Annotated in this window: 14 protein-coding genes; 11 read left to right on the top strand and 3 right to left on the bottom strand. The window is 70.6% G+C overall.

The window, feature by feature from the left end; genetic code table 11:
* The first annotated feature begins 262 nt into the window (after nt 1-262).
* A complete protein-coding gene (locus AB0H43_RS34020) occupies nt 263-850 on the top strand; it encodes a TMEM165/GDT1 family protein (RefSeq protein ID WP_360006252.1) in 588 nt (195 codons plus the stop codon).
* Here AB0H43_RS34020 and AB0H43_RS34015 read toward each other — a convergent pair.
* On the bottom strand, nt 843-1,694 hold the full coding sequence (locus AB0H43_RS34015; RefSeq protein WP_360006250.1) for an alpha/beta hydrolase: 852 nt from the start codon (nt 1,692-1,694) through the stop codon (nt 843-845). The genes AB0H43_RS34020 and AB0H43_RS34015 overlap by 8 nt on opposite strands.
* Nucleotides 1,695-1,751: 57 nt before the next feature.
* On the opposite strand from AB0H43_RS34015, the gene AB0H43_RS34010 reads away from it, so the two are divergent.
* The 3 genes from AB0H43_RS34010 (at nt 1,752) to AB0H43_RS34000 (ending at nt 3,082) form a co-directional block, all read left to right on the top strand.
* The gene (locus tag AB0H43_RS34010; RefSeq protein WP_360006248.1) at nt 1,752-2,201 is read left to right on the top strand and encodes a helix-turn-helix domain-containing protein; all 450 of its coding nucleotides are present in this window, start codon (nt 1,752-1,754) and stop codon (nt 2,199-2,201) included.
* A 27-nt stretch (nt 2,202-2,228) separates the two neighbouring features.
* Nucleotides 2,229-2,588: a VOC family protein gene (locus AB0H43_RS34005; protein ID WP_360006246.1), complete on the top strand. Its 360-nt coding sequence runs from the start codon at nt 2,229-2,231 to the stop codon at nt 2,586-2,588.
* A 152-nt stretch (nt 2,589-2,740) separates the two neighbouring features.
* Nucleotides 2,741-3,082, top strand: coding sequence for a hypothetical protein (locus AB0H43_RS34000; RefSeq protein ID WP_360006244.1), 342 nt, complete (start codon nt 2,741-2,743; stop codon nt 3,080-3,082).
* A 51-nt stretch (nt 3,083-3,133) separates the two neighbouring features.
* Here AB0H43_RS34000 and AB0H43_RS33995 read toward each other — a convergent pair whose 3' ends face one another.
* Nucleotides 3,134-4,747, bottom strand: a complete 1,614-nt coding sequence (locus AB0H43_RS33995) for a DUF222 domain-containing protein (protein ID WP_360006242.1) — start codon at nt 4,745-4,747, stop codon at nt 3,134-3,136.
* Between the two features lie 123 nt (nt 4,748-4,870).
* Here AB0H43_RS33995 and AB0H43_RS33990 point away from each other — a divergent pair, with 123 nt between their 5' ends.
* Nucleotides 4,871-5,359: a SigE family RNA polymerase sigma factor gene (locus tag AB0H43_RS33990; RefSeq protein WP_360006240.1), complete on the top strand. Its 489-nt coding sequence runs from the start codon at nt 4,871-4,873 to the stop codon at nt 5,357-5,359.
* Between the two features lies 1 nt (nt 5,360).
* A complete protein-coding gene (locus tag AB0H43_RS33985) occupies nt 5,361-6,257 on the top strand; it encodes a hypothetical protein (RefSeq protein ID WP_360006238.1) in 897 nt (298 codons plus the stop codon).
* 210 nt (nt 6,258-6,467) lie between these two features.
* On the opposite strand, the gene AB0H43_RS33980 is transcribed toward AB0H43_RS33985, so the two are convergent.
* A complete protein-coding gene (locus AB0H43_RS33980) occupies nt 6,468-6,842 on the bottom strand; it encodes a cupin domain-containing protein (RefSeq protein WP_360006236.1) in 375 nt (124 codons plus the stop codon).
* Between the two features lie 85 nt (nt 6,843-6,927).
* Here AB0H43_RS33980 and AB0H43_RS33975 point away from each other — a divergent pair, with 85 nt between their 5' ends.
* From AB0H43_RS33975 to AB0H43_RS33955, 5 genes are all read left to right on the top strand, one after another.
* Nucleotides 6,928-7,398 carry a MarR family transcriptional regulator gene (locus tag AB0H43_RS33975; protein ID WP_360006234.1) on the top strand — a complete coding sequence of 157 codons (471 nt, stop codon included), beginning with the start codon at nt 6,928-6,930 and terminating at the stop codon, nt 7,396-7,398.
* A gap of 45 nt (nt 7,399-7,443) precedes the next feature.
* Nucleotides 7,444-8,661 carry an MFS transporter gene (locus AB0H43_RS33970; RefSeq protein WP_360006232.1) on the top strand — a complete coding sequence of 406 codons (1,218 nt, stop codon included), beginning with the start codon at nt 7,444-7,446 and terminating at the stop codon, nt 8,659-8,661.
* A 19-nt stretch (nt 8,662-8,680) separates the two neighbouring features.
* A complete protein-coding gene (locus tag AB0H43_RS33965; protein WP_360006230.1) occupies nt 8,681-9,094 on the top strand; it encodes an ASCH domain-containing protein in 414 nt (137 codons plus the stop codon).
* A gap of 64 nt (nt 9,095-9,158) precedes the next feature.
* Entirely contained in the window at nt 9,159-10,466 is a 1,308-nt protein-coding gene (locus AB0H43_RS33960; RefSeq protein ID WP_360006228.1) for a DUF1800 domain-containing protein, read from the top strand.
* Nucleotides 10,467-10,476: 10 nt separating this feature from the next.
* Complete coding sequence (locus AB0H43_RS33955) at nt 10,477-11,715, top strand: DUF1501 domain-containing protein (RefSeq protein WP_360006226.1); 1,239 nt, start codon at nt 10,477-10,479, stop codon at nt 11,713-11,715.
* Nucleotides 11,716-11,719: the final 4 nt, after the last annotated feature.

The following is an 11,719-nucleotide window of genomic DNA, read 5'->3' as shown; positions in this document are numbered from 1 at the left end:
GACTCCGGTCGCCGAAACGTTGCCCGTGGTCTTGATCACGTCGTCGCCCGCTCCCCCGGGCCGCCCGGTAACCTCGGCCGCAGCGAAGGGGAGTAGCCCCGCACGGAGTGGTCGACACACTGGTCCCCGCAGGACCCGGCCCTCCGGCCCGTGACCGGTCGTGGCCGGCTCGGGTGGGCGAGACCTTCGGCTCAGGCAGCAATGCCGGGTCGAGGTCGTCGCACGCGTTCTCCTCCCGGCGTACATCCCGGGAGGACGCACAGTGGAAGGTTTCCTGGTCGCGCTCGCGATCAGTTTCGGCGTGATCTTCGTGGCCGAACTCGGCGACAAGTCGCAGCTCATGGCCATGACGTTCGCGACCCGTTATCGCGCGACGACCGTGCTGGCCGGCATCAGCATCGCCACGGCGGTGGTGCACCTGATCTCGGTCGCGGTCGGCTACGGACTCGGGGCGGCGTTGCCGACCGGGTGGATCGGCCTGGCGGCCGGCATCGCGTTCCTCGTCTTCGGCGCGTGGACGCTGCGCGGCGACAGCCTGACCGACGACGAGAAGGCGAAGGCCGGGCGTACCGGCCGATCGGCGTTGTGGGCCGTCGGCGGGGCGTTCTTCCTCGCCGAACTCGGCGACAAGACGATGCTGGCCACGATCACCCTCGCCACCCAGCACGGCTGGTTCGGCACCTGGATCGGCTCGACGATCGGCATGGTCGCCGCCGACGCGCTCGCCATTCTGGTCGGGCGGTGGCTCGGCAAGGCGCTGCCGGAGAAGGCGATCAAGTACGGTGCGGCCGTGCTGTTCGTGATCTTCGGCGTCTGGCTGCTGATCGACGCGATCGGCCGGCTCACCTGAGCCGGTCCCCGGCGGTCACCCTCAGCAGCTCAGCGACCTTCTCGCCGAACGCGCGCGGATGGGTCAGGTTGCCGTTGTGACCGCCGGGGAAGCGTACCGGGACGACGTCCAGATGTTCGGCGAGCGCCAGCGCCGACAGGTAGTCGAACCCGTCGCGCGGGCTGGTCTGCCCGACTGCGGGGATCACCGCCGCACCCCTCGCCACGTCGGCCAGGCTCAGCGGGTCGGTCAAGGCCGCGTCGAGGTCGTTGCGCAAGAAGAACTCGAAGTTCGCGGCCCGCTGCGCGGTGAACGGGAAAGACGTCACATCCGGTTCGGTGTCCTGCTCCTGCGGGTTGATGCCGAGCACTGCGGCGACCTGCGCGGCGGCGGCCCGCCAGCCGCTCTCCCGGTGCGCGGCCGTCACTCCCGCCAGCTTCTCGCGCGCCACCCGCTGCTCCACCGGGTCCAGGAAGCGCAGCGCGATCGGCTCGTGGGCGATCAGCTTTCCTACGATCCCCGGGTACGCCGACAGCAGGTGCAGCCCAACGGCGGCCCCGAGGCTGAGCCCGAGCATCAGCACCGGTCCCCCGGCGACTTCGCGCAGCACGGCTGCCGCGTCGTCGGCATGCCGGCGTAGCGAGACCGGAGCATCCGGCTCGTCCGGGATGCTTCGCGAAAGCCCGCGCCGGTCGTAAGTCACCACCGTGAACCGGTCGGCCAGGGCATCGGCCAGATCGACCGTCCGGTCGGCGTCGCCTTCGCCGCTCTGCGCGACGAACAGCGTCGGTCCCGAGCCGACGACCTGGTAGTAGATGCGGGCGCCGTCCGTCGTCACATAACCGTTCTTGCTGCCGTCTCTCATGATCGAGACCATAGTCCATCATTTTTGATGCATCAAGAGTGATGTACCCTGGGTCACGTGAGCCCCGTCGAACTGATCCTGCTCGGGCGTACGCTGATGAAGATCGGCGAACAGGCCCTGCCCGCCCCCGACAGCGGCCCAGCCGGTGGCGAGCGCGCCGTCGTGATCGTCATGAGCGACGTGTTCGCCCATCCCGGCACCAGCGTCGTGGAGGTCGCTCGGCGTACCGGCCTGCCGCAAAGCGCGGTCTCCGGCGCGGTGGCCCGGCTGCGTGAAGTCGGATCCGTCGTCGCCGAACCGGATCCGGCCGACCGCCGACGGCAGCTGCTGAGCCGCAATCCCGAGCTGACGCCACGCCGCCGGAAGGTCGCCACGGCCGGCGTCGACGACGCGGTCGCAGCCGCCCTGGGCGACCACTCCCCCGCCGAACTGGCCGAAGTACTCGCAGCGCTGGAAACGCTCGGCCGCCACCTCACCCCGGAGACGATCGCGCGTCTGCGCCCCTGAGCCGCGCCGCCGTCCTATCGTCGAGGAATGATCCAAGGCGCGCACGTGATCATCTACAGCCGCGACGCCGACGCCGACCGGGCATTCCTCCGCGACATGCTGGGCTACCCCCACGTCGACGCGGGCAACGGCTGGCTCATCTTCCGGCTGCCACCGGCCGAGGTCGCGGTACACCCGACCGACGGCGACCCGGCACACGAACTGTTCCTCATGTGCGACGACGTGACCGCCACCGTCGAGGAACTGACCGCCAAAGGCGTCGAATTCACCATGCCGATCACCGAACAGCGCTGGGGACTGCGTACGGCGTTGCGCCTGCCCGGCGGCGGCGAACTCGGCCTCTACGAACCCCGGCACCCGGTCGCGATCACCCCACCCGCCACCTAGGGTTGGCCGGGTGCCGTACAGCGCGGGCCTCTTCGCGGACTACCACCAGATCCACGTTTTCGACGAAGGTTCCACCACCAGCCTCGCCGACGCGTGGCGGCCCCGAGGCCGCGTCGACCACGAACCTCGCGGTCGAGACCGACGCCATCGCAGTGGGCGCCGCTGTCAACGTCTTCGTCGACGGGGTGGTGGAGGTGCACGACCATGAGCCCGTCTCCGACAGCGACGAGTTCGATCACGTTGCCGGGGCCAGTCTTCGCTGCGCCTCCGGCCGCCTCGTGGTGATGGGCTGCACCGACTATGAGCCGGACGCCGACCGGATCGCCGTGCCGGTGGGGCCGCTTCGCCTACGCGCGTCGCGCTGCAATCTCGACGCCGCCTGGGCCGCCGAGCACGCGCCGGCACCGCGCTCATCAAGCAATGGCAGCCAGCCTGAAGCCAGCCTTGTGACGGATTGCGGTGTCAGCACCCTCGACGCTCGGGAACCCGCCTGATCCCCCGTCCAGGGTTCTGCCCTGGCTCGTGATCATGCGACCTCCCTGAGGTCAGCATCTTCGGTGGAGGGTGTTCCGGACGGGCCTTCGTTGTGGGTCGATGAAGGTGGGTGGGAGGAATTCGGGGAAGCCGTCGGGTCGGATGCGGACTTCCCAGTGCCCGTGGTGGATTTCGCGATGGTGAAATCCGCAGAGCAGGACGGAGTTGGCCAGGCAGGTGTCGCCGCCGTCTGCCCAGGCCTTGAGGTGATGACCGTGACACCACTGGGGTGGCCGATCACATCCTGGGAACGCGCATCCCTTGTCTCGCAACACGAGTGCCCGCCGGAGTGGCCCGTCGATCAGTCTGCGGGCGCGGCCGACGTCGAGGACTTGGCCGTCGCCACCGAGCACAGCGGGGATGATCATGGCGTCGCAGGCCAGCCGCCGCACCGTCTCCGGCGTCAATAGGTCGCCGGTGTCCAGGAGGCCGGCGCCGACTTTGGCTTGAAGGGCGTCCCACGGCAGGGTGACCGTGAGGTGCGGCTTCTCGCCACCGTTGTCGGGTAGCTCTGCGGCGTTGAGGATGCGCTGGCACAGCTCGATCAACGCATCAGCCCGCCGGGCACCAGCCGAACGTAAATCTGCCTCGCCGGGCAGCGCCCGGCCAGCTGAGCCCGCAGCACCGTTTCTGCCCGCGCTACCTTCCCAGCCCGCGCTACCTTCCCAGCCCGCGTGGCCGTCTCCGCTCGCGCGGTCGTCACACCCGGCGCTACCTTCCCAGCCTGCGCCGCCGTCGCGGCTCGCGCTGCCTTCCCCTCCTGCCCCGCGGTTCCCGTTCGCGCCGCGGTTCCCGTTCGCGCCGCGGTTCCCGTTCGCGCCGCCGTTCCCGTTCGCGCCGCCGTTCCCGTTCGTGCCGAGGTTCCCGCTCGGCGCGCCAGCACCGGCGCACGCGCAACCTGGACCGGCGCACTCGCCGGACACGGATGTGGCCGCTGCGGTCGGGGCAGGCCTGCGGGGTGCGGACAGCGGATCCAGAGCTGTGCGGACGATCGCGGCCATCTCCGCGTCGAGCACGCCGCGCACGCGGTATTCGCCGTCGCCGTACGGGATGAGGGTGAAGTCACGCCGATCATGCGCCGATCGTTCGGCCCGTTCGAGATCGCGGCGCAGGCGTTCCTCGGCGATCTCCGGTGCGACCATCTCCAGGATCTGCGACCGGTGCTTCTCCAACACCTCCGGGCGCAGGCGATCGTCGACAGCCAGCCGAGTCAGCGCGTCGGCGGCCTTCGCCTTGCCGACCTCACCCACAGCTGACGGCAGATCGTGGACGGTCTTGGCGATCACCCGCGCCTGCTCCACGTTGACCTGCCCCGAAGACAACGCCGACTCCACCACGGGAACAGCGGGCAGCATCGCCGCCAGAGACACCCACGCACGAGCGTCCTTATCCCGCATCGCCAACAGAAACGTCAGCCAGTTCACCGTCCCCGTCGCACCCGCGTTATACGGAACCTCACGACCTTCGACGGTAGCGATCAACGCCGCCAACCGACCCGACAGGCGCTGGATCAACGCGAACGTGCGCCGGACCTCGTCGGTGATCTCGCCGTCCGACAGCGTCCACAGGGGACCGGCAGGCAGCTCGGCGACATCCGCCTCCACCTGCGCCAACACCCCGTTCACAGACCAACATTAGAACGAAGGTACGACACCTTCCAGGGGGTCAAGGTCACGAGAAAGTGCCACGATCACGCCAGGACGAGGCCGCCGATTCAACCTTTGGCGGGAGTTGTGCGTACTTGATGTGTGACGGATGCCGGGCAGGACAAGGACGCCGAGTTCGCGGAGTACTTCTCCGCTCGCGCGGCGCAGCTGCGCCGTGTCGCGTACGCGCTGTGCGGGGACTGGCACCTCGCCGAGGACTTGGTCCAGCACACGTTTGTGCAGCTGTACCGGCATTGGCGACGGATTCAGGCGACCACTCTCGATGCTTACACGCGACGGACGCTGCTCAACGCGTATCTGAGCAATAGAAGAGTGAGCAAGCGCGAGCGGATCGTGGCCGACGTGCCTGACCACCCCGGGGCTGAGCCGTCGGCCGGGCCGGAGACGGACGTGCTGGCGCTGCTCGCGCAGTTGCCGCCCCGGCAGCGCGCGGTGATCGTGTTGCGGCACCTGGAGGATCTGCCGATCGCCGAGGTCGCCGAGCTGGTCGGGATGAGCGAGGGCTCGGTGAAGAGCCAATCGTCGCGCGGCCTGGCGATGTTGCGGTCGTGGCTGGTCAAGGAGGCGTGAGATGACCGAGGACTGGTTCACCGACGCGTTGCGCGAGCAGATCGGGCGAGAGGAGCCGCCGCTGGGCATCACCGCCCGGCAGGCGATCGCGGCCGGGCGTCGCAAGCGGCGCGCGGAGATGTTGCGGATGGCCACCGCCGCGATGGGCGCAGGTGTCGTGCTGTTCGGCGCGGCCTTCTACTTCGACCCGTCCGGCAGTGGACCGGCGGCGAGCTTGTGCGACACGACAGTGCCGACGAACGCCCCGACGCCACTGCCGGCAGGTTCGGACTTCCCGCGCGGCGACGACGTACCGTATGTGGGGCCGAGTGTGCCTGCCGACGACGGGCAGTATCCGACCGATCTGCCCACCGAGAGCATTCCGGCTGCGGATCCGAACAATCCGGAGCCGCTGCACGCCGACCAGCTCGACCTCTTCACGTGCGCCGTACGCCGGAGCGTCGTGGCGGCTTTGCCGGACACCACGTTCGCGCCGTTGCGGGACGCGTACTGGACGGGTCCGCCGCCGTTGACCGCAGGTGCCTCGACAACGTTCAATGGAGTCGCCGGGGTGCTGGCGGGAGCGGCAACGACCGATCGGCTCGGCCGCGGCTCCATCGTGATCGAGGCAGGCCACGTCGACCTGCGGCCGGAGGCCGACCGGTGCTCGACCGGTACGCTGTGCAGTCTGCGTACGGGGCCGCACGGCGAGGTGATCGAGGTCTATCAAACCACCGGCAGTGGCGGCATGATCGGGTACGTCCTCTACGTCTACACCGGACAGACAGCGGTGGTGGCGCGTACGCACAACACCCCCGACGCCGAAGGGCGGTGGCCGGTCAGCCGGCCGACCCCGCCCGTCACGCTCGAGCAGCTCATCACGATCGCGTGCGATCCCGCTCTGGTTCTCTGGCCCTGACGCGGGCGCACGCCTCCGCGCGTTATCCGGGATAACGCGGTCTCGCACGGTGTTCGAGGCCGCACTATCCCGGATAACGCGCTAGCGCACGCGGACACCGCGCAAGCGCACGCGGGCGCGACACGCAAGCGCACGCGGGCGCGACACGCAAGCGCACGCGGGCGCGACACGCAAGCGCACGCGGGCGCGACACGCAAGCGCACGCGGGCGTCAGCGTGCCCAGGGCAGCGGTACGGGTGCGGGGTTGCCGGGCACTGTCGCCATCCCGCCCACGCCCATGCACACGAGGACGTCGGTGACTTCGTCGCCGGAGGTGACCTGCCGGTCGACGCCGGCGGGCAGGATCACGGTCTCCCCTTCGCCTGCTCGGCTGGTGGCGCCGTCGGAGGTGATGCTGAGCGATCCGGCCAGGACCGTCCACAGCTGTTCGCGGTCGATGGAGTGCAGCGGCCCGGTCGTGCCGGGCTCCATGCGTACGCGCCAGTTGCAGAGTTCGGTGCTTCCCTGGCTCGGTGCCGCGAGGGCGGTGGTGACGGCGGCCGCGGTGGTGATGACGCGGTCTTCGGTCGCGCTGACGATTCTCACGGTGTCTCCCCGATTCTTTGAGTCAAGTTGCTTTACTCGCGCTTCTGAGTAAAGCAACTTGACTCGGCTGTGTCAACATGGAGGGGTGAGGACCGATCCGCTCGCCGACGCCGAGCTGACCTACCTGATGGGGCTGGGCTTCCAGCTCGTGCTGGGCGAGTTCGTCCGCCGGCTCGACGCCGCCGGGCACAGCGATCTGCGCCCGGTCCACGGCGCGGTGTTCCAGGCGCTCAAAGGCCCCGGCGCGACCGGGACCGAGCTGGCCGAGCGGCTCGGGGTCACTAAACAGGCCGCCGGGCAGCTCGTCGATGATCTGGAGGCGCGCGGCTACGTGCGCCGGGAGCCACATCCGGCGGGCGGACGGCGCAAACTCGTCGTCCTGACCGAGCAGGCGGAGGCCCATCTCCGGGCGGCGGGACGGGTCCTGCACGGGCTGGAGGCCGAACTCGAGGGCAGCCTCGGCGCGGCGGAGCTGTCCGGCTTGCGGACCGGGCTCGCGCGGCTGATCCGCGAGCTGGCCGGCGACACGCTGCCCGCCCTGCGCCCCCAGTGGTGACCCGGCCGCTGAGCTGCCCGGGCGACCTCGGGTACTTTCGAGATCATGACGAGCACCCGCGCCGCGACGACGGCCACCTACGCCGCCTTCATCGGTTCGGGCTTCGCCTTCGCCAGCTGGGCGGCGCGCATTCCGCAGGTCCGTGATCAGCTCGACCTCGAACCGGCGACGCTCGGCCTGGTACTGCTGGCCATCGCGGCGGGCTCGTTGCTCGCCCTGCCGCTGTCCGGCCCGGTCGTGACGCGGTTCGGCTCGGCGAAGACGGTGGCCGCGATGGCGTCGCTGCTCGCAGTGGCGCTGACGGTGGTCGCGCTCGGTGCGCTCGCCGGGGTGTTTCCGGTGGTCATCGGCCTCGCCATGCTCGGCTTCGCCAACGGCGCGTGGGACGTCGCGATGAACGTGCAGGGCACGGTCGTGGAGCGGCGGCTCGGCCGCTCGATCATGTCGCGCTTCCACGCGGGGTTCAGCCTCGGCACCGTGGCCGGCGCGCTGCTGGGCACGCTCATGATCGCGCTGAAGGTGCCGGTCACCGCGCATCTGCTAGGCGTCGCGGTGGTCATCGCCGTCAGCATCCCTTGGTACGCCCAACGCTTCCTCGACGACCGGGCGGAGACTCCGGCGGAGCCCGGCGACGGCGCCTTGCGGACGAGCCCGCTGACCGCCTGGCGGGAACCGCGTACGCTGCTCGTCGGGGTGTTCACGCTGGCCTTCGCGTTCGCCGAGGGCACCGGCAACGACTGGATCAGCGTCGCCGCGATCGACGGCCACCACGTCTCCCCCGCCTTGGGCACGCTGGCGTTCGCCGCGTTCCTGACCGCGATGACGATCGGCCGCTGGTTCGGCCCCGGGCTGCTGGACCGCTTCGGGCGCGTACCGGTCGTGCGGGTGCTGTGCGTGATCGGGGTCGGCGGGGTGCTGCTGTTCGTGTTCGGCCCGACTCCGGCGTACGCGTTCGCCGGGACGCTGCTCTGGGGCGTGGGGGTGGCCCTCGGCTTCCCTGTCGGGATGAGCGCCGGTGGCGACGACCCTCAGCGGGCGGCCGCCCGGGTCAGCGTCATCGCGTCGATCGGCTACTGCGCGTTCCTCGCCGGCCCGCCGCTCATCGGGTTCCTCGGCGAGCATCTGACGGTGCTGCGGGCGTTGACGGTCGTCGCCGTGATGCTGGGGCTGGCCGCGCTGGTCGCCGACAGCGTACGCCCGCTGCCGGGCACGCCCGCGGTCGAGCAGGTGGACCGCCGAAAAGCGAGCGCGCCCGAGCAGTGAGGATTGCTAGCCTCGCCCGATGAGCGATCTTCCGACCTTCCAGCTCGGCTTCCCCGGCCCGCTGCGGGACCTGCTGGTGGCCGCGGTGCTCGACGGGACCAAGACGTCGACCTCCGGGCTGTTGCAGGACTACGAGATCGACGGCGACCCGCTGCCGGTGGTGGGCGCTCGGGAGGCTGTGGTCGACTCCGACGAGCAGCCGGTCGCGGTGATCGAGCTGACCGAGGTGCGGGTCGCGCGGATCGGCGACGTCGACCTCGATTTCGCGCGAGACGAAGGCGAGGGGTACACCTCGGTGGCCGAATGGCGGGCGGGCCACGAGGACTTCTGGCACGGCGCGGACTATCGGGGCTGGCTGGGCGACCCGGAGTTCACGGTGACCGACGACACGATGGCCGTCCTGGTGCGCTTCCGCGTCGTCGAGAGGCTGTAGGCCCTTACGTTCTCCGAACGTTGCGCCGCTGCGGGACGGGCCGATCGTGGGTACGGTTCGGGCCATGGCAGATCGGAAGCTGGCCGCGCACCTGTTGCGCCGGGCGACCTTCGGCCCCACCGCGGCCGAGGTGGACGCCGCGGCTGCCCGCGACTACGGCGACGTGGTCCGGGAGCTGGTCCGGCCGACGGTCGCCGAATCGGCCGCACCGCTGCCGGCGTACGCCGAGGATCCGCTGCTCGGGCCGATCCCCGGCAAGCGCACGCGGGAACAGCGGGCGGCCGCCCAGCAGCGGGCGCGAGCGTTGCTCGGCGAGCTGACCCGAGCCTGGGTGACCCGGATGATCACCGCCGATCACGGGCTGGCCGAGAAACTGGTCTTCTTCTGGCACGGACATTGGGCCACGAGCGCGCAGAAGGTCGTGTCGGCCCGGCTGATGCGGGCGCAGCTGGAGAAGTTCCGGATGTTCGGCTCCGGCGACTTCGCGGTGCTCGCCCGGCAGATGGTGCGGGACGCGGCGCTCGTCTACTGGCTCGACGGGCAGCGCAACACGGCGAAGGCGCCCAACGAGAACCTCGCCCGTGAACTGATGGAGCTGTTCACGCTCGGCGTCGGCGCGTACACCGAGGACGACGTCAAGGCGGGGGCCAAGGCGTTGACCGGCTGGACCCTCGACCGGGCCCGGGGAACGGCCGTCTTCATGCCCCGGCGCCACGCCACCGGCCGGACGACGATTCTCGGCCGGAGCGGGGTCCACGACGCCGACTCGTTCGTCGGCATACTGATGGAGCAGCGCGCTCACCCGATGTTTCTGGCCGGCCGGTTCTGGCTGCGCTTCGGCTCCGGCGAACCGCTGCGTACGTCCACACGGGACAGTCTCGTGGCCGCTTATGGGAGTGGCCGCGATGTGAGCGCACTGCTGACCGCGCTGCTCACCGACGACGCGTTCGCCGCCAGTGCCGGTCAGCTCGTCAAGTCGCCGGTGGAATGGGCGGTCGGCGCGTTGCGGCAACTCGGCGTGCCTCCGGCTGAGAAGACGCTGACCTCGGTGCTGAACGCCGCCCGGGCCATGGGCCAGCTCCCCTTGCGGCCACCCAGTGTCGGCGGCTGGCCCACCGGGGCCGCTTGGCTGACCACCTCCTCGCTGCAGGCGCGGATGCGAGGCGCGGCCGCGATCGCCGCCGCGCTGCCGGAGCCCACGGCGGATTCCCTCCGGTCCGGTTCGGCCGCGACGACCGTCGACACGCTCGGCCGGATGCTGGCCGTCGACGAATGGACTCCCCGCACGCGCAAAGCTCTGACCGAGGTCGCCAAGAAGCCGCAGCGCCTGGTCACGCTGGCACTGATCAGTCCCGAGTACGCGGTCAGCTGAGGAGGATCGGATGGACACCGTCACTCGCCGCAAGTTCCTGCTCGCGTCCGGCGTCGTCGGCGGCACCGCGCTGGCCGCCGGGGCCGGTGCGTACACGGTCGCCGACATCCTCGCGACCGCCGATTCTCCGGCCGGGACCGCCGCCGACCGCACCCTGGTGCTCGTAACGCTGTACGGCGGCAACGACGGCTTGGCCACCGTCATCCCGTACGCCGACGACGCCTACCGCGACGCGCGCGCCGACCTGGCGTACGAGCCCTCCGAGGTGCTTCGCCTCGACGCGCACACCGGACTGAACCCGGCGATGACCGGCCTCAAGGCGGCGTACGACCGCGGGGAGCTGGCGATCGTCCGCGGCGTCGGTTATCCGAAGCCGGACCGCAGCCATTTCCGGTCGATGGACATCTGGCAGACGGCGGACCCGGTACGCCCCGGCAGCACCGGGTGGCTCGGCCGCTGGCTGGACCGGGCGGGGCGTGACCCGCGCACGGCGATCTCGCTGGAACCGGTGCTGCCGCCGGTCCTCGCGGGGGCCACCTGCGCGGGCGCCGCGGTGCCGCTCGGCAGCGTCGCCGTGCCGAAGAGCATCACCGACGCCGATCTGCGCGCCCTCGGCGGCACGTCGGCGGGCGAACCGGTCCTCCAGGCGCGCGCCGCGGCCTGCTTCGGCGACCTTCTCAGCGTGGACCACCTCGTCACGACCGCGCTCGCCGAGGACGACGACGAGGGCGACCACGAACCCGCGACGGGCACCGGCGGGGCGCAGTCGACCCTGCGGGCGCAGCTCGACCTCGTCGCGACTTGTGTCGAGGCGGGCGTCATGACTCGGGTGTTCTCAGTGTCGATGGGCGGCTTCGACTTCCACGCCGGCGAGAAGACCGGGCAGGAGACCCAGCTCAAGACGGTCGACACCGCCGTCGCGACGTTCCTGGAACGCATGGGGCGCACCGAGAAGGGCCGCAAGGTCGTGGTGCTGGTCTACTCCGAGTTCGGCCGGCGGGTACGCGCGAACGCCTCCGACGGAACCGACCACGGCACGGCGTCGAACATCCTCATCGCCGGGGCCTCCGTGGCGGGCGGGCGGCTCGTCGGCGACCAGCCGAGCCTGACCGACCTCGACGACGGGGACCTGAAGTTCCACACCGACTTCCGTGACGTGTACGCCGCCGTGCTGACCGACGTGCTCGGGGCGGACCCGGATCCGGTCCTGGACGGCTGGAAGGGAAGACTTCCGGGCCTGCTGAAGTGACGAA

Origin of the sequence: Hamadaea sp. NPDC050747 (assembly GCF_040654195.1) — a bacterium.
Classification (GTDB): domain Bacteria; phylum Actinomycetota; class Actinomycetes; order Mycobacteriales; family Micromonosporaceae; genus Hamadaea.
Note: the sequence above shows the minus strand (reverse complement) of the source record. Positions and strands in the feature narration are given on the sequence as shown.